Source organism: Chitinophaga filiformis (genome assembly GCF_021646545.1).
Lineage (GTDB): Bacteria > Bacteroidota > Bacteroidia > Chitinophagales > Chitinophagaceae > Chitinophaga > Chitinophaga filiformis_A.
Genome location: NZ_JAKIRP010000002.1, coordinates 532651 through 552213, shown reverse-complemented (window position 1 = coordinate 552213; position 19563 = coordinate 532651). Strand labels below are relative to the sequence as shown.

General features: G+C 47.8%; 11 protein-coding genes. All 11 read right to left on the bottom strand.

Annotated elements, in window-relative coordinates; genetic code table 11:
* Positions 1 to 79: 79 nt before the first annotated feature.
* The 11 genes from L3C95_RS08545 to L3C95_RS08495 all read right to left on the bottom strand — a co-directional run bounded on the left by L3C95_RS08545 (position 80) and on the right by L3C95_RS08495 (position 19424).
* On the bottom strand, positions 80 to 997 hold the full coding sequence (locus tag L3C95_RS08545) for a bestrophin family protein (protein ID WP_236386708.1): 918 nt from the start codon (positions 995 to 997) through the stop codon (positions 80 to 82).
* Positions 998 to 1012: 15 nt separating this feature from the next.
* Positions 1013 to 1765: a DUF72 domain-containing protein gene (locus tag L3C95_RS08540; RefSeq protein ID WP_236386705.1), complete on the bottom strand. Its 753-nt coding sequence runs from the start codon at positions 1763 to 1765 to the stop codon at positions 1013 to 1015.
* Between the two features lie 126 nt (positions 1766 to 1891).
* Positions 1892 to 4072, bottom strand: a complete 2181-nt coding sequence (locus L3C95_RS08535; RefSeq protein WP_236386704.1) for a glycosyl hydrolase family 18 protein — start codon at positions 4070 to 4072, stop codon at positions 1892 to 1894.
* A 154-nt stretch (positions 4073 to 4226) separates the two neighbouring features.
* Positions 4227 to 8234 (bottom strand): hybrid sensor histidine kinase/response regulator transcription factor, encoded by a 4008-nt coding sequence (locus L3C95_RS08530; RefSeq protein ID WP_236386702.1) that lies wholly within the window; start codon positions 8232 to 8234, stop codon positions 4227 to 4229.
* 54 nt (positions 8235 to 8288) lie between these two features.
* On the bottom strand, positions 8289 to 9347 hold the full coding sequence (locus L3C95_RS08525; protein ID WP_236386700.1) for a glycoside hydrolase family 2 TIM barrel-domain containing protein: 1059 nt from the start codon (positions 9345 to 9347) through the stop codon (positions 8289 to 8291).
* 5 nt (positions 9348 to 9352) lie between these two features.
* Positions 9353 to 11041, bottom strand: coding sequence for an arylsulfatase (locus L3C95_RS08520; protein WP_236386697.1), 1689 nt, complete (start codon positions 11039 to 11041; stop codon positions 9353 to 9355).
* Positions 11038 to 12549, bottom strand: a complete 1512-nt coding sequence (locus tag L3C95_RS08515; RefSeq protein WP_236386695.1) for a sulfatase-like hydrolase/transferase — start codon at positions 12547 to 12549, stop codon at positions 11038 to 11040. Before L3C95_RS08515 ends, L3C95_RS08520 begins: the two co-directional genes overlap by 4 nt.
* A complete protein-coding gene (locus tag L3C95_RS08510; RefSeq protein WP_236386691.1) occupies positions 12533 to 13693 on the bottom strand; it encodes a hypothetical protein in 1161 nt (386 codons plus the stop codon). The genes L3C95_RS08515 and L3C95_RS08510 overlap by 17 nt, the downstream gene beginning before the upstream one ends.
* A 2-nt stretch (positions 13694 to 13695) precedes the next feature.
* Positions 13696 to 14841, bottom strand: a complete 1146-nt coding sequence (locus L3C95_RS08505; RefSeq protein ID WP_236386689.1) for a family 43 glycosylhydrolase — start codon at positions 14839 to 14841, stop codon at positions 13696 to 13698.
* 31 nt (positions 14842 to 14872) lie between these two features.
* Complete coding sequence (locus L3C95_RS08500) at positions 14873 to 16336, bottom strand: RagB/SusD family nutrient uptake outer membrane protein (protein ID WP_236386686.1); 1464 nt, start codon at positions 16334 to 16336, stop codon at positions 14873 to 14875.
* Between the two features lie 10 nt (positions 16337 to 16346).
* A complete protein-coding gene (locus L3C95_RS08495; RefSeq protein WP_236386682.1) occupies positions 16347 to 19424 on the bottom strand; it encodes a SusC/RagA family TonB-linked outer membrane protein in 3078 nt (1025 codons plus the stop codon).
* Positions 19425 to 19563 lie beyond the last annotated feature (139 nt).

Genomic DNA, 19563 nt, shown 5'->3' with positions numbered 1-19563 from the left:
CTGCTTATTAGAAGAATAAACAACAAGGGCAGGGACCGGGGAACTATTTCACGGTTCTTGCCCTTGCTGTTTATTTACATTAATCAATCACCCTTCCTCTCACTTCTTCACCTCCTCTCCATGGTTCGCCAGTCATCTCGGTCAGGGTCCATTCAATCACCCGGCACATTTCATTCAACGCAAGATCATTTGCCTCTATCCCAAACGGATCTTCAATCTCATCTGCTATTGCCTCCAGGGCAACAAACGTATAAGCGATAAACGTCACGATAAACGGGGTAAACCAGCTAAGGCTATCCACCAATCCGAATGGCAGCAGAAAACAATATATGTATACCGTGCGGTGCAGGAGTACGCGGTAGCTATATGGAATAGGCGTAGACGCGATCCGTTCACAACCACCTATTATGTCGGAAAGCTTGTCAAGGTTCTGATCTATAGCAGCCTGCTGAATAGTATCTATCTTTCCCTGCACCTTCAATTGTTGTGCCCATTCGGCCATCAGTTGCATAATAATGACAGGCTTGAACCGTGCGTTCATAACAGTTTGAAACTGCGATTCCGACAGTCTTTTCTTCAGATCATCCTGTGCATCTGTCCCTCTCAGTTGGTGTTTGAGCGCATAGGTACAAGAGATCAGCAGTTGTACAAAGTTAAGGGCCGTCTTATCGCCATTAGCGAAATTGGTAAAAGACAATGCTTGCCGGGCCAGGGAACGTGTATCATTAAGCAATGCACCCCAAAGCTTGCGCCCTTCCCAAAAACGGTCGTAACTCGCATTATTGCGGAAGCCCAGAAACAGCGCCAGTGCAATTCCAAAGAGGGTGAAAGGCGCCGGATTAAGGGGAATTTTATATGTCAGGAATGTTCCGTGAAAATAGACCACCCCTACAGCCACGGCAAAAAGGAGCGTCAATCGTGGTAACAGTTTGGGGAGTACTGAGCCATGCCAGACAAATAACATTCTGAACCAATGTTCTCTTTTACGGATGATCATACTACAAATGTGCGCTTATTTTACAATAGATTCAGTGAGCTTTATCAAGTTTTTAAGTGCATCGCCAATAGTATTGTTGAAATAAACATAAACGGTCTTCCCTTCTTTTAACCAGGCATCGATCTTATCTGCATATACCTGTAACACTTCATCAGTATAACCGCCTTTATAGTCACCTGCAGGTCCGTGAAACCGCACATATTCGAATTTGAGCCGGGATGCTATCTGCGGAGGAAGGGATTTAGGCATATCGTGCATGACCATTGCCGCGTGATATTTCTTTAACAACTTATAGGTCTCCTTCTGGTACCACGACATATGTCTGAACTCAATACATAAGTCCCATGTCTTCTTCGGATCGCACTGCCGGATGCTGCTCAGCAGACGTTCCAATTGTGAGCAACTGTCGTAATGAATACCGGCAGGGAATTGTACTAATAAAGCGCCTTTCTTGTCCCCTACCTGATCAATCACATGCATAAACTTTTGTACCAGTTCCTCTTCAAAAACAAGCTCTTTATTATGGGTAATGCCTTTGAATAATTTAAATGTAAACTTAAAGTCCTCCGGTACTTCTGTTGCCCATCGCCTGGTAGTAGTAGGCATGGGAACCTTATAAAATGAGCTGTTCACTTCCAGACTGTTGAACATAGACGCATAATAGGAAAGCCTGCTTTTATCCTTGTAAGCTGGCGGGAAAGCCAGCTTGTTTGCAACGGGCAGCACCAGTCCGCTCGTGCCGGAGTAGAATTTACCTTTTGTATTCATCAGTCAGAGCCATTATTCCCGTAAAAAGGTTCAAATATTACGCCAGTGGTGCGCTGTTGCTAAAGTCCCCAACCAAAAAAGGCCGCCTCTCCCGAGACGGCCCCTTTTCATTTCACCTATTTAAAACTACATGCGAACTACCTTCGCACTTTCTTTACGCGTACCAGCCGCATTAACCGTCTTAATAATCCACGTACCCTGCGGCACGCTACTAATATCAACACTGATCAGTTGCTGACCTTTTCCATTAGCCACATACTCCTTACGCAACACAGGTTTTCCGCCTTTAATCCCCCATATCTCCACATAAATCTTCTCAGCCGCTGCTGCATTCACCTGAATCTGCATGGTTGAACCAGTGACAGGATTCGGATAAACAACCAGTGACTTAACCACCGGCGCAGGACTGACAGTTTTCACATTTACAGCCGCCAGCTTCGCACTGCCGGAACAAGCGCCCAGTGGCTTCCACCAATAATCCGCCGTTCCCGGTGTTACATTATACAGCCCATTAGCGAGCGACTCATACAGATAACCATTATACACCACCTTGTCGCCGATATTATACACAGAAGGATATGCTGCATAAGCAGCCACACCGGCACAGTTACCTGTTCCTCCTGATCCGTTCACTGTGATATTCACACCAGCGCTGGTAGTGGTAGCGCCACCATTATCTGTAGCAATCGCAGTCAGCGTATAACTGCCTCCTGCTACATTGGTCCAGGTATAAGTATATGGCGCACCGCTCGCTTCACCCAGTTTAGTACTACCATTATAGAACGCTACTTTCGCAATACTACCATCTGCATCGCTTGCAGCAGCTGTAATAGTCACTGAAGCAGGAGCTGTGAATGAAGCACCACCTGCAGGAGAAGTAATACTTACTACAGGAGACGTGTTACCTGGATTGGTACCACCACCGCAATCTCTTTCATACTTCCACACCTGTCCATCACCACTATGCGTATCAGGTTGTTCATTCTGCGTCCACCATTTAGCAGTATATATTTTGTTGTTGTAAACAACCTGCATGTTGCCGGTATAAACTGCGCTGGCAGACCATGCGGCAATACCATCACAGGAATTACCACCAGTGCCGTTTACTACAATAGCCACAGTCGCAGAAGTAGTAACCGCGCCAGCGTTATCAGTAGCCTTGGCACTCAGCGTATAATTACCAGCTCCTACATTTGTCCATGTATAGCTATAAGGGCTGGAAGTAGCCTCTCCCAGCTTAACACTGCCGTTGTAAAACTCCACTTTAGTAACGGATCCATCCGGATCAGAAGCAGATGCTGTGATAGTAACAGCAGCCGGTGCATTAAATGAAGCATTCGCTGCAGGAGATGTAATATTCACTACCGGCGCTTTGTTACCTCCGCCGCCACCGCCTCTTACAATCACCTGATCGTGGATAGCGGAAAGCAGTGAATAAGTGCCAACAGCATCCTGGGAAAGTTCCCAGATCATAATACCACTACCCTGATCCCAGGCCAGATCAGTCTTGCTTTTCATAGTAGTAATACCGTTATAACCAACACCGTTATAAGTGTCTGCATAAGGACTAGCACCTCTTGCTATCAATGCAGCATAACTTTCCCAGCTCGGACGACCATAAAAAGGCACACCCAGTACAGTCTTGCTCGCAGGCAATCCCCTACCCTTCCAGTAAGCTATGGATTGTGATGCATATGCATAAGTGGAGTGATCAAAGTTGTTAAAATCATACGCCATCAGGTTCAGGAAATCTACCTGAGAAAATACGGCGCTTGATACACCTTCACCACCAGTACCTATAACAGCCGCAGTCAACAGTTTACCCTGTGCATGTAAAGCAGTGGCCAGCTGTGTCATCAACGCAACATAGTTATTGGCAGAAGCTCCCGGATCCGGATACTCCCAGTCAATATCAGCACCATCCAGGTTATACTGATTAACAAAATTCATGATACTGTTAGTGAAGTTGGTACGGTAGGTACTATTCGCTGCTAACGATTCAAATCCGCTGTCATCTCCATTGTTCCAGCCACCAACAGAGATCAGTACTTTAACGCCATTAGCGTGGGCCAGAGAAACAAGGCTTTGCAGCTTGGAAGGATTGTCAACGCCCTGCAAGCCACCTGTAGCGGTGGGTAATACAAATGCGTAATTAATATGAGTCAGCTTACTGTATTGCACAGCATTTACATCGCCCGACCACGAGGGCACATATCCGATCACTCTAAACTGCGCAAAAGATAATAGGGAGGTCATCATAAAAGCAAAGGACATCACCCCTGCTCTGATCCATTGTTTTGTTCTCATTGATTTGATTTTAAGGCTTGATGCTGAGTGGTCTACACCAGGGTAGCCCCGCACCTTTTCAAGGATAGCTAATGGTTATTAATAGGATGTCAATAAGATGTCGTACTAGTAACCGGATAGTACCATTTCTGAGAAAAAAACTAATGCTGCCCCTCTACCCCTTCTTCATCAGATCCTCCACATCCTGCGCACCGGGCTTCGTTTTATTATCGGCATACTCTTTTGGCGTTACCTTAAACTGTTGTAAAAAACACTTCGAAAAATAAGACGGTGAACTAAATCCGGTCATATAAGCAACCTCCGTCACGGTATGCTCGCCTGCCTGCAGCAATCTTGCCGCATGTTTCAGCCTCACCACCTTTATCAGCTCATTGGGTACATATCCCGAAAGGGATTTCAGTTTCTTATGCAGATTGGAACGACTCATCGCCATATCCCGGCTCAGTTCCTCTACGGAAAGTTGCGGGTCGATGATACGTGCTTCAATAATGCTTACCACCTTCTCCATAAATGCCTTGTCGCGGCTGTTAGTAGCCAGCACACTCACATCACTGTTGGGTTGTTCTGAGTATTTCAGGCGCAGCTTTTCTCTGGAAGCGATCAGGTTCTTTACCACCGCCGCAATATGTTTCCACTTGAACGGCTTCATAATATAGGCATCAGCGCCCGCCTCTATGCCCTTCAGTTCCGATTCGCTGTTTCCCTTGGCTGTAAGCAATATGAAAGGAATATGACTGTATTCGATATTGGTTTTCACCTGGTAACATAACTCCAGACCATCCATCTCCGCCATCATAATATCGGAGATGATCAGATCTATGGAATGAGCCTCTATCAGCTGCATGGCTACTTTCCCATTAGCTGCTTTCACCACATTATACCCGCTTTCCTGGAAACTTCCTGCAAGGAATGCTTGTATGGACGCATCGTCCTCCACCACCAAGATCAATGGTTGCTCTTCGTCCATCATTCCTTCTTCATAGTGCTGCTCCTGCCGTACCGGGTGCTGTTCCGTGACCGGCAGTTCCAACGTGAAAATAGTCTTCTCACCTTCCCTGCTTTCCACCAGCAACTTTCCACCGTGCTTCTCAGCTAGTGAACTGGCCAGCGCCAGGCCAATGCCTGTGCCACCCAGATTGTGGTATTCCTGGCTTTCCCTGGCTGTGGTAAAAAACTGTTTGAAGATATTCTTCATATTTGCAGCTGGTATACCAATGCCGTCATCCTCCACACTAATGCAAAGACGCGGTTCTTCACCTTCAGCACCTGCCATATCAAATACGGTGATGTTCACTTTCTTCTTTGCAAACTTGAATGCGTTGATGAGAAGATTACTCAATATCTTGTTCAATACTTCAGGATCTGCCTGCAGCAATAACCGGCTCACCCGGGTACTCATCGTGAACTCAATATCTTTCTGGTAAGGCAGGGAAGAAAAACGGGAATAGATGGACTGCACCAGCGATATGATCTCCACCTCCTCTTTCCGGATCTCATACGCATCACTTTCTATTCTGCGGAAATCGAGCAGCTGATTTACGAGGTCCATCAATCGCTCCGCATTCTCATCCATAATAGCCAGTTGCTCTTTTTCTTCGCGTTGCCATTTATTCATAGCAAGCAACTTCTCCAATGGCGCAATGATCAGTGATAAAGGTGTTCTTATTTCATGCGCCATCACCGTAAAGAATTCAATCTTCCTGGCATAAAACGCCTGCTCTTCCTTGTTCTTCAGACGTTCTATCTTAATCTGATTTTTTCTGCGGATGTAATTGGACGAATACCGGTATATACAGTAGGCCACCGCCAGCGCCAGCAAAGTGAATATGATATATGCTACTGTGGTTTTGTAGAATGGCGGTCGTATGACCAGTTTCATCGTAGATTCAGGCACATCCCAGTTATTTTTTTCAGCCGTAGCCTTTACCCTGAACGTATAAGAGCCGGGCGACAAATTCGTATACGTTGCCTTGCGCTGATCACCCACGTAGTTCCAGTCCGGATCAAACCCTTCCATCTTGTAGGCATAGCTCAGTTTCTCCGGCGCACTGAAATTGAGGGCTGCAAATTCAAAGCTGATGACCGACTGGTCATGCTGTAACACAAGTCTATCGGTGTAATTGATCTGCTTCTGCAATGGCCCGTCTTCAGACACAGGTACCTGCTTATTGAATAGTTGGAAGTTGGTGAAAGATACACGGACCTTATCTGTAGCAGTAGCTACCTTCTCAGGATAAAAAGCATTAAAGCCCTTAATACCGCCGGCAAACAGCTTACCATCAGATGTTTTATAAAATGCCCTGTAATTGAACTGCCGGCTTTGGAGATTGTCCTGCGGGGTAAAGTGTCTCGCTTTCCCTTTTGCAGGATCTATACTATAAATACCGTTATTAGTAGTGATCCAGATCTGCCCTGCATCATCCTGCCGGATGCCATACACCACATTCGCATTGATGCCTGCTTTATCATTGTATGGCTCCACCTGTTTTGTGCTAAAGTTATACTTATGCAGGCCTCCACCATCTGAACCGATCCAAAGATTACCCTGGCGATCATCAAGCAGACAAGTCAGCTTGATCATGCCATCTGCCGTTACCTTACCCCACTGCTCCGTTTTCTTGTTGTGGTATATCAGACCATTGTTATAGGTGGCAAACCATAAGGTTTTATTATCGTCTTCATAAATGTCATAGATGATAGTATTGTTTACGCCTTCCTGCAGTACTCTTGTAAAATCACGACGTCCGCTGTCATACTGGTCTAGCCCCTTGTCCGTCCCAATCCACATCGTATTATCCCTGTCCTGGTAAATGCAGAAAACATGATTACTGTTTAGTGAATGAATATTTTCCGGCTGATGCTTAAAATATGCTACCCTGCCTGTTTTTGGATCAAGCACATTCACACCGCCGGCAAACAAACCTATCCAGATGTTACCAGCTTTGTCTCTTAGTAATGTATGAATATTATGATACGATAGTGGCTGCTGACCGGGCAGAAAAGGGTATTGCTGAAAGGTGCGTGTGAGGGTGTTGAAGTATTGAAGACCGCCATCTTCCGTACCTACCCACAATTTCCCCGGACCATCTTCCAGGAAAGAGCTCACGGCACGGCCGGACAGGGAATGTTGCTCTCCTGTAGGATAGTACAGCTCAAAAGCCGGCCCCTTCTCATTAAAGTAACTGGCTCCTCCAAAGAAGGTACCCACCCACATGGTGCCTGCCTTATCAGGGAACAGTGAATAGATAGCATTATCGCTGATGCTGAACGGATCGTTACCATGGTTGGTATATACAGTGAACCTGTCTGTTGCAATATCAAGCACATTCAGCCCTTTCTCGGTACCTACATATAGCTTGTCGGGAGACACCTGGCACAAAGCCCGTACAATATTGTCGTTAATGGAATAACCACTTCTGTCATTACGGTAAGCACGGAAAGTGCGTTGCTGCGGTTGCCATTTACACAAACCACCATTCATGGTGCCTACCCACATTACACCATCCGTTCCTTTGTATACCGCATTGATGAAATCATTACTCAGACCACTTGTTCCGGAACGCACGTTGGTGAACGATCCGGTTGATGGGTTGTAAATATCAATACCACTTCCAAAGGTGCCAATCCAGATATTCCCATCGTCATCCTGCGCCATCCGGGTAACCTGGTCGCTGGACAAGCGTGAATTGCCAGCCCTGAAATTGTTCAGCATTTTTTTCACAGGATCATAGCGGTATAAGCCATTCAGCCGCGAGGTATACCAGACGATACCATCTTTATCCCGCATGATGTCAAAAACACTTTGTTCCTTCGGTGAACCGAAATGAGAGAACTGCTCTTTCTCCAGGTCAAGTATGTAGACGCCGTTTTCAGTACCTATCCACAAGTGGATACTGTCTATCTGCGCGATGCAGTGTATGAAGTTGTTGCCCAGGGAAGTCGAGTCATTCTTTTTATACTGGAAGTTCCTGAACTGGTAACCGTCAAAACGGCTGATCCCGTTCTTCGTACCAAACCAGAGATAACCCTGATCATCCTGCGCAATAGCCCGCACAGTGCTGGAGGGCAGCCCTTCTGCCACCGAATAGTTCCGGAAGCGTATCTGCTGCCCAACGCTCTGATTGTATAGGAATAGCAGACAGTAAAAAATCAATCTCTTCATCCACTAATGTTTGTCCTTTTCGTTCCCTTATGGAACCTCACATGAATACTGCTTTTATTTACACAGCTTTTTTATAAAGGTCTCTTCCTCTTTACTGAAAGGTGTTCCATCTTTTCTGTAAATGTCATGGAACCATAACTGCGGTTCTTTGCCATCTGGCATTGGCGTATCCCAGGCATAGATGGTATTGGTTTTCCCACTTACAAATCCCCAGTTGATAGCACCTACATTTTCCGCCTTCAGCAACGGCATGATCAGCTGGAATAAACTGCCGTTCCTTCTCGCCATATATTCCGTACAGATCATAGGCCTGCCGTACTTTCTCAATGTATCGATGGTATGCTTGTGATCGTCAATGTACGCATAATTGTGATAGGTAGTCACATCCGAATTTTCCAGCTGGAATTTGTTCAGTTCTTTAAAGGCAGGCCCATCATTCCAAACGCCCGCGCTTACCGGCTGCGAAGGTCTTACTTCCCATGCCCATTGAAATACCTTTTGCAACAAAGGCATGCTTTTACCGAACTGTTTGTTGTTGCCCGGTTCATTGTAAAGGTCCCACAGCAGGATGCGGTCATCATTTTTGAAAGTCGTCAGCACGTCCTTTACGTATGCTTCCAGTACTTTCATGGTATCTGGATGGGTGTAGATCATCGTGCCCGGATCTCTTACCCAGCCGGAATTATGCACACCTGTTTTAGGCGCCGGCTGTTTTCCCAGCCAGGCCGTATCATTCCAGCAATCATCAAAAAACACGAACAGGGTTTTAATGTGGTGCCTGGAAGAGATCGCCAGATAGGTATCCAATCGCTTCTTGAATCCGGCTTTATCTGCTGCCCAGGCCAGGTGATGCAGGTATACCCTCATCACATTGAGCCCCAGGTTTTCGGCCCAGCCGAGCTCGCGGTTGATAGTAGCGGTATCAAACGATTCTGCCTGGAACATCTCCAGCTGATTGATGGCAGTGGAGGGCTGGAAATTACTTCCTCTCAGCCATCCCTGTTTAGCATACCATTCATTCGCCTTTTCGGCAGACCATCTGTTTTGTGCTGAAACTATGTTGATAAATAACAGGCTACAGGCCATCAGCATCATTACTCTTCTTGTAAACATGTATTTTACTTTTTACCGGGTTTAGGAAAAACATTGTGTGTATTGGCCCACTGCCTCCATTGAGCGGCCATTCTGGAGACTACATCCGGATGCTGGCCAGCCAGGTTGTTCAGCTCCGTTTCGTCCTGATCAATCTTGTACAAACGCCAGGTAGTATCGCCGGCCAACGATACCAGTTTCCACTCTCCTTCACGTACATAGCGGGCGTTGAAGTGCTCGTTGTACAATGCTTTATGTTCCTGGCGTTCCTTTCCTTCAAATGTGGGCAGCAAGCTGACACCGGTATATGGCGTGATATTATGCCCCTTATAAGTTTCAGGATAACGGGCTTTTGCCACCTGCAGGAAAGTGGGCATAAAATCCATCACATGTCCCATATGATCCGTAAATCCTCCTTTCGCCTTCACACCTTTGGGCCAGTATACGATCATAGGCGTGCGTACGCCTCCTTCATAAGACTGTGCCTTGGCATACTGATACGGCGTATTCGCCACATTGGCCCACCTGTCGCCAATGGAAGCAAAAGAGGTCTGCGGACCAGGGAGTACATCTTTTTTCACAGGATAGTGGATCTCCTGTCCATCCCTGGTTTGACCCGGACGATCAAAGCCAGGTCCATACCGCATACAGTTTTCAGGACTTGCACCATTGTCGCTCAGGAACACGATGATCGTGTTGTCTAGCTTACCGGTTTCCCGCAATGCCTGGATGATGCGGCCAATACCCTGGTCCATGCGGTCTATCATCGCCGCATGCACCGCCATCGCTCTTGCATCCCATTCCTTATCGGGATTGTTTTCCCAGCTCAGGTTCTTGTTGAGACGAGGTGATAAGGGCGTAGTCGCCGGATTGATCAGCCCTTGTGCCACCATCTTTTTATAGCGGGCTTCCCTGATGGCATCCCAGCCTGCTTTATAGGTCTGCTCATATTTCTTTATATCCTCCGGCAATGCCTGCAGGGGCCAGTGTGGCGCTGTTTGCGCTACATACAGGAAAAAGGGTTTATCGTTCTTACTGAATGTTTTGATATAGCTGACAGCAGTGTCATTGATGGCGTCTGTATGATAATAGTCTTTAGGCACATTCTCGACAGGTGTAGTGCCATTCACCAGACTGAAAGGATCAAAATAATCCACCACCCCGAAGATGTTGCCATAGTACTTTTCAAATCCCCTGTTCACCGGGTATTGCTCCACGGGCGAAAAATAAGGATGGGAAGCCTGATGGTTCAGCCATTTCAACTGTGCTTCGGCTGACGGCTGCTCAACTGTATTGGATACATGCCACTTGCCCGACATAGCGGTGTGATAACCCGCATCTTTCAGCACTTCTGCCAGCGTAACGGTGTTCTCTGTAATGTAACCACGGTACCCTGGTTCGCTCCTTTCTGCGGTCATTTCGCCAATGCCCGCCTGCTGGTTATATAAACCGGTAAGCAATGAAGCCCTCGTAGGACAGCAACGCGAAGTATTGTAGAAACGCCTGAACCGCAGGCCGTTTGCTGCCAGGTAATCCAGGTTGGGCGTTTGTATTTCGCCGCCATAACAGCCAATGTCAGAATACCCGAGGTCATCTGCCAATATCAGTACAATATTAGGCCGCTCGTCCGTGCCCGCTGCAGTCTTGTTGTTCTTACGACTTCCCGCACAGGATAATAAAACGATCGATGATAAAAATACAGCCAGCGCTTTCATAGTATTATTTTTTCCAGTTCTGCTTTCAATGCTTTTACAATTTCAGGATGCTGATCCGCCACATTATGCTTTTCGCCGGGATCCTTTTTCAGATCATACAGCTGTGGCACCTGCTCCAGCCCCGGTTCAATTTTCTTGTTCTTCAGCCATTCAGGTACCGGATTCTCCTGCGGAGCAATATACTTCCACATATGCCTGCGGAGGGAAAGTGTATAAGACTCTTCCAGCAGATATGTCCGGCCCTGCTTTGACCTCCCCAACCATACGTCCAATGCATTACGACTATCCTGCCCTGCACCTGCCGGCAGCTGTTGACCAGTTAATGCTGCCAGAGATGCCAGCAGATCTACCTGTGAACTCAGAGCAGCCGAAACGCCGGGCTTAATGGTTCCGGGCCAGTAAGTGATGGTAGGCATCCGGGTACCCGCTTCAAATGCACTGTATTTGCCACCTCTGAATATGCGTGCGGGCTGGTGACCATTGTTGCGCTTATCGGCAAGGTCTTCATAGCCGTCATTCAGCACAGGACCGTTATCGCTGCTGAATATAATCAATGTATTTTCTGCTATCCCCAGCGAATCCAGTAGCTGTGTGACCTCGCCCACCATCCAGTCCATCTCCGCAATCACATCGCCGCGGGGACCCAGCTTTGTTACACCTGCAAATCGCTTGTTGGGCGCCCGGGGCACATGTATATTCGGGAAAGGATAATAAAGAAAAAATGGCTGGTTCTTATGGTGGATAATAAAATCCTTTGCCTTATCGTTCAGAACCAGCGGAATGTCCTCATCAATCCACCTGGCCTGCTTTCCTCCTGTCATAAAGCCAATCCTGCTGATGCCATTGACAATGGTATTACTATGCTGCGTATCGGCGCGCTGCTTCAGCAACTGCGGATCTGACAGCCCGGTAGGTTCATTTCCGATCTTTCCGGCGTAACTCACAGCGATAGGATCTTTTGGGTCCAGGTTAGGTACGCTCCCATTTTCCACAAATACCGTGGGTACCCGGTCTGTTGTGGCGGGAATAATAAAAGAGTAGTCAAACCCAAGCTGGTTAGGTCCCGGCGCAATATGTCCGTTCCAGTCAATGACACCATTACCTAAACCTAAATGCCATTTACCTATTACGGCAGTGGTATACCCGGCCTGTTGTAACATGCCGGGCAAGGTAACTGTACCCGGCTGGATCAACAGCGGAGCATCGCCTGGCAGCACAGCCGCCTTCTTTCTGAAAGCATAGATGCCGGTAAGCAATGAAACCCTCGACGGCGTACAGGTAGCTGCAGTACAATGTGCATCGGTAAACCGTACGCCCTTAGCTGCCAGACGGTCAACATTGGGCGTTTTCACAGCTGATGCGCCATAACATCCCACATCGCCGTAGCCCAGATCGTCAGCATACAGGATAATGATGTTGGGCCCCGACTGGGCCGCTGCATCTGTCCATCGTACTGCAAAAAGCGCAAGCAGAAGCAGTATGATAGCACCTTTATTTTTTCTTTCCATGATTGACAATATCTATAAAGTCATTAAACCATAGAGGATTGGGCGTATAGGACCCATCTGCCTGCGGCTGCAGGCTTTTCATAGGGAAGATCGGATTGACGAACCATATAGCAGTGCCGGGACCGACCTTCGCAGGCGCAGACTGGCTAAGGTATCCGTAGGTAGCCAGCACTACACCATACTTCCTGAAGTACCTGTAATACGTCTGCATAAAATGTGGCGGAAACCAGGAACGCGATGCAAACAGATCAGCCCATTCACCTGCGCTTACCTTCTCCGTATTGGCCTTGCTATACCACTGGTACAACTTCATGCCGGGAGGATAGTGATACTTGTTGGCAAAGTTGATACCTGCTTTACTACTCCCTAGTTCATCTGACACATGGCCGTTATACAGGCGGAAGAGAGAGTACTCCGGAACAATGATTGGCTTGTCTGGCATGATACTGCGAACAAAGCGGAAAGCATTTTCCATGTCAAGTGAGTCGCTGATGTGTAAATGAATGGCCAGTCCTTTAATGCGGCTATTCTCCTGTGCCAACCGTATCAATCCTGTCACACCCGGTTTCTGCTGCTGTTCTTTCTCAAAAAGGGCCGGTAATGAGCCCGCATAAATATCCGGCCGTTTAAGACCCGGATGCTGCCTGTAATACGGCTCCACCACTTCATTCAACAGCCGCTCCGTAAACCTTACCAGCGGCGCCACTCCTGCTGTATTCAACTGCAGGTCGGGTTCCATCGTCTCAAGATTGGGCTCATTGCCTAACTTGAACATATCCACATAAGCGCCTACACGATCGAGTATAGCAGTTGCTGTTGCGAAATACTTTTTCTCTTCTGCGGAGCCGGGTTCAGGAATCCGCAATTTATATTTCTTAAAATCCCAGCGAAAACCGAACGCTACTTTATAACCAGCTTTTTTGGCGTCAATTACCTTTTGCAGTCCCGGTGCCGTAGCTGGATCTTTCTCGCCTCTTATATACTCAAAAATGTAAGGAGTGGTGCGGATCCATTCTACAGGCGTTTTCCGCAGATATACAAGATCAATGATCTCAGGATCATGATTAAAGTTAGCGCCTATTTCCTGAGCATACATCACAGTAGGAAACAGTGCAATGATAGCTGTAAATATTTTCCTGATCATGTTTAATTTGATTTTATAGCGCTGTAAAAACTGGCCGCGCGCTCAGCATCTGGCCTTAATTTACCATCTGCCCACTTTACCGGCACCAGGCCAGGCCTGCATGTTACCGTAAACTTTGTACCCATGATCCCCCTTGGATTAAAGAAGGTGGTTGACCACCACTGGCCACTTTTGTCCTTAAAGATATTGTTATGACCACCTTGTAAAATAGCAGCATAACGGGGACCGTAAGGACCGTAAATATTATCAGCTTCTGCTACCACTACATCATAACTGTATAAAGAATCCTGCCTGTTCTTATCATTGCGCAGATAAGTAAAAGTGCCATCCGCTTTTTTAACAGACCAAACGGTTTGCAGCAACTGATACCTGTTGTTATGTTTCGTGATGAAAACGCCTTCAATATACGGGTCCGGATTGTAGGGCTTTTCTATCAGCTTTCGGAACGGCTCGGCCACATCGCTGAGGTCCGCTTTCATTCTCGCAATAAAGTGATTGTGCCCTATCAGATATACCTGACCCTTCTCATCTTCAAAAAGGCTGAGATCAATATTGGGAAAAATAGCCTTCCGCTCATTCCCTTTAATATTCCTGTATGGTCCTTCCGGCTTACCTGAAATGCTTTCCAGCACAAAAGAACCGGCCCCGCCATTCATACAGGCTATTAACAACCACTTCTTCTTACTGCTGATGTAATGCAACTCCGGCGCCCATACAGCACGATAAAACGAATCCAGCAGATCTTTGTTGGGCGACATGGCGCCCGGTTCCAATGGTTTTCCTTTTTTCTGCCAATCTGCGGCGTCCTTGTCAAAGCTCCAGATCAATCCCATGGCCTCCCACTGCTGCAGGTCTTTCGACCGCCACAGATACAGGCCATCATTGTAATCCCAGCAATGCACCCGGCCGGCCGGGAATGAGCGGCCGGGTGTTGCAGTAGTACCTGTCATGTAATAATATCCGTCCGGTCCTGTCATTACGTAAGTGTCCCGCATCCACTGATCCATCACCGGTACAACGGATGATGGCACTGTTAAAGCCGGGTTGCCTACAGGCGCTGCCGGGTTACTGTACTTATCAGACTGTCCATAGGATACTTGCGCAATCAGGCATACCAGTCCTGCAATTGCAATACTTAACTTCATCATGTATAATACTTCCTTTAGCTAACGATGTTGATCAATAATCCGGGTTTTGCTTACACGCGCGGTTCGCATCAATCTCTGTCTGAGGTATAGGAAAGACCTTATGTTTATCAGCAGCAGCGGTAATGCCTCTTGCCTTCGCCAGAGAGATGAATTTATCATGACGAAGCAGGTCTTCCCTTCTCAGTCCTTCGCTGTAGAACTCCCATGCTCTTTCACGGAGTATCAGGTCTTTGAATACCTCTTTACCGGTAGCTTCCGTCGAAGTAAGGTCGGCAATGCCCGCTCTCCTTCTTACCTGGTTGATCAGATCCAGCGCTTCCTGCGTAGGGCCGGTCAATTCATTCAAGGCTTCTGCACGGCTCAACAGAATATCTGCATACCGGATGATAGGCACATCGTTGCCACTGTGATTACCCACGGTAGCATTGTCCCAGTATTTCAGGCTTCTCACATTGTCGGGTGTAGATAGCAGGTTTACCCATTGATTGTTTGCATTCACGTAGTGACGCAGCAACAGTATCGACCGTTTGTCGTTGATGGTATCGAAGGTGTTGGTGAATGCTGAGCGCATTCTGTACTGTGTGGCAAAGTTGGCCATTGATGAAGTCCATACATACTCGGGGATCTGGTCAGATGTTCTGAAGCCTGGAGGCAGCGCTCCTGCTGTGTACCAGTTGCCAAAACCTTCCTGGTTCCGGCAGGGATGCACCAGGATCATTTCCCTGTTCCCTTCGTTCTCCACTCTGAACATATTCTGATAAGCCGGGAACAACTGATAATAGTTAAAACCGATTACCTGCTGACAAGCATCTGCTGCCTTCTGCCACTGCCGGGTATTGAGATAGAATTTTGCCAGCACACTCCAGGCCATACCTTTGTTGGCCCTTGCGAAAGCCTCTTCCTTCCCGGGTTCCGGCAGATCGGTAATAGCTGCTGTCAGCTCTGCTTCAATAAAAGTCTTCATTTGTTCGTCAGTAGCTCTCGCAAGCGTGGCTTCAGAAGCTGTTGATGTACGCAACGGAACAGGGCCAAACCATTTGTACAACAGGTCATAGGCATATGCTCTCAGAAACCGGGCCTCCGCAGCGTATATCTTGCGGTTTGCATCTGATGTATTTACATTGGCAATATTCTCCAGTACAATATTCGCATCGCGGATAGTGCGGTAGGTAGGCGCCCATACATCCGCCTGCAAAGTGCCCAGCGACGCATCCCATGTAAAATTGATCAGCTGCACCAGGGTCAGGTTCTCTGCGCCACCGGTATTATAACCGATGTCTGTAGTCACTTCTGCATTATTGATCAGGTAACGTGAAGGTGTCGGATTTTGTATACCGGCATAGGAAGAGAACAATACAGAACGGATACCTTTTTCCGTTGTCAACACATTGCCCGGCGCAAACTCCCCCGGAGGCGTTACGTCGAGCGTCTTCTCACATGCTGTATGCGTTAGCAGGGAAACGATAATGAAAGATAGTATGATGAATTTCTGCATAAAACCGTTTTTAGAATTGAACATTTACCCCAAATAAAAAGCTGCGGGTCATCGGATAAGAGCTGTAGTCTATCTTCAGGATATCATCACCGATAGAGTTCACAGCCGGATCAATACCTGAATAGTTGGTAATGGTGAACAGGTTCTGACCTGTCACGTAAGCCTGCAATCCTTTTATCACTTTGTTGCGCAGGTTGAAGTCGTAGCTGAGCCGCACAGATTGCAGACGCAGGTAAGACGCATCTTCCACCGTCCTTGAGTTGACCGTTTGCTGTCCCTGTGAAGTAGGGTTTACAAATGATGGGTATTTGTTGGTAGGATTCTCCGGTGTCCATCGATTCAGGTAAAGCTCTGCCAGTTTGTTTCTCCTGAAGCTGACAGGGAAATAACTGTCTATGGCGGCATTGTTCAATATGCTGGCGCCCTGTGAGCCTTCCAGGAATACTGACAGAGAGAGCCTTCTGAATGCAAACGTATTGGTGATACCGTAGGTAAAGTCTGGTAATGACTTACCGAGGATAACCCGGTCGTCAGCATTGATCTGTTTATTATTATCAAGATCCCTGTATTTCATATCTCCCGGCTTAACACCTGTTGGCGCATTGGAGAAGTCATCGTGCGTTTGCCATACGCCCAGCACGTCATATCCGTAATAAGATCCCAGGGAGGCACCTGGCTTGATGATGCTGGCATTAGCAATAAAGCCTGCACCACCGGTAAGGATCTGCGACAAGGGTCCAAGGCTCAGCACCTCATTTTTCACGGTAGACAACACAGCACCTATATTCCAGTTAAATCCTCCCTTGCTGCGTATTACGTCGCCGGCAAGATGCAAGTCTATACCGGTATTTTTCATACGGCCGATGTTCTGTGTTTTTACACCGAAACCGGTGCTTAAAGGCTGCGGAAGATCCAGCAACAGGTCGGAGGTACGCCGGTCATAATATTCAATGGAACCCGTAAGGCGACTGTTGAACAACGCAAAGTCGATACCGATATCTGCCTGTTTAGCCGCTTCCCATTTCAGGTCAGGATTGGCCACACGGGAAGGCGCCAGGGAAGTATAACGGTTTCCACCAAATACAGCATCCCCTCCACCGGAGAATGTAGTGATATAAAGATAGTTGGCGATGGATTGGTTGCCGATTACACCATAGCTCACCCTGAACTTCAGTTCATCAATAAAATTGGCTCTCTTCAGGAAAGATTCTTCATGCATTTTCCAGGCCAGCGCGGCAGAAGGAAAATAGCCGAAGCGGTGATTGGGACCAAACCTGGAAGAGCCATCTGCCCTGAAGCTGGCGGTGAGCAGGTAACGGTCCTTAAAGGTATAGTTCACTCGTCCCAGGAAGGAAACGATCTTCGTAGACGCCCGGCCGCTGCCGATCTGGTTCAATGTACTGTTGCCGGTGCCTATCGCATTGTAGGTAAGATCAGGCAAGGCATACCCGCGGCCATTGCCGCCGAAGGAATTGGAACCGAAGTGCTCATATGTGCTACCCGCTACTGCGTTCACGACATGGTCCTTTCCAAAGTCCTTTTTGTAGTTCACTGTCGCCTCTCCCATGTAATAGTTCACATTACCGGTGTTGATAGAGGCGACACCTCCGGTAGGAGATCCGAGTATCGTGGATGGGTCCAGCCAGGTATTCCGCTGGGTGATATTCACATCGCCAGATCCCTTCAGCTTAAGTGAAAGACCAGGTATAAAGAAATACTCGCCATACACGGTACCGAAGGTCCTGAAACCATCACTGTTGGCATACTGCCCGTTTATGAGTATCAGCGGATGGTCGATGGTGGTCATATAAGGCGAGCGGTTATAACCACCAGTCTCATTATACACCGGATAGGAAGGATCATAATTGATAGCGGCATACAATGCGCTGCCGTTCTCATTCACGCCTATACCGATGGAATTGTAGTTATCCCTGATATAAGATGTATTAAAATTAACACCGAACGCGTATTTCTGTGCAACGCTGTTCTCGAGGTTGAACCGGGCGGTGTATCGTTTTACGGAAGAATTTTGCACCACGCCCTCCTGGTTGAAATAACCCAGGGATGCGTAGAACCGTGTATTGTCCTTCCCGCCGGAGAAAGAAAGGTCATGACTTTGCACATTGGCAGAACGGTACAGCTCCTGTTGCCAGTCTACATTCACCGGGTCGTTGGTCACCCTTTCGGAGGCCACCCCACCGCCGGCATCAATGATGGCGTTCAATACCTCTTTATATTGCGGGCCTGTCAGCAGGTCCAGCGAGTTGGAAGCTTTCTGCACACCATAGTAGGTGCTGTAGTTGACGCTTAACTTTCCGCTCTTGCCTTTTTTGGTGGTGATCATCACCACACCGTTGGAACCACGGGAACCGTAGATGGCCGTAGCGGAAGCGTCCTTTAATATCTCGATGGACTCAATATCCGAAGGGTTCAGACTGTTCAGCGGGTTACGGGGATTGGGCGTGGCCACAAAACCGGCTCCGCTACCTGTTACGGGGGCAAGGTTGTTCACCGGCATTCCGTCTATCACATACAAAGGGTCGTTGCCTGCCGTAATGGAACTGGCCCCACGGATCTTTACACTCATCGCGCTGCCCGGCTCACCACTTTTCTGGTATACCTGCACACCGGAGGCACGCCCCATCAATGTCTGTTCGACGTTAATATTGGCGCCGGGTGTGAGGTCTTTCGATTTCAGCGACACAACAGATCCGGTGACGTCCGACTTTTTCACCGTTCCGTATCCCACCACGATAACTTCGCCCAGGTTCTCGTTTTTCAGTTCCAGGGCCACGTCCAGCGTAGTCTTGTCCCCTACCGGGATCTCCCGGGTAGTATAATCCACTAAATAAAACAACAGTACGGCATTGTTGCCAGGTACAGGGATAGAAAAGTTACCATTTGCATCAGTTGTAGTCCTGGTATTGGCCCCTTTTAATAATACTGTTACATTGGCCAGCGGCGCCCCTTTGTCGGCCGACGCGACCTTCCCCCTGACAGTACGGTTCTGGGCATTGGCCAGAAACGTGGAAAATAAGAGCAGCTTGACAAGCAGCAAACATGCGGTAATTTTTGGCATTTTGTTCATATAGAAATTGGTTTTAAAGGGGGTAATGGCAAACCGGGATGCAAGACTGGAAGTCTGAGGATGGATGGTGGATTGTCGCTCAGTTCCTGGAATAGAATTAAAACTTGGCCGTAGGTGGTGTTGGCCAGGTAAGAAATGC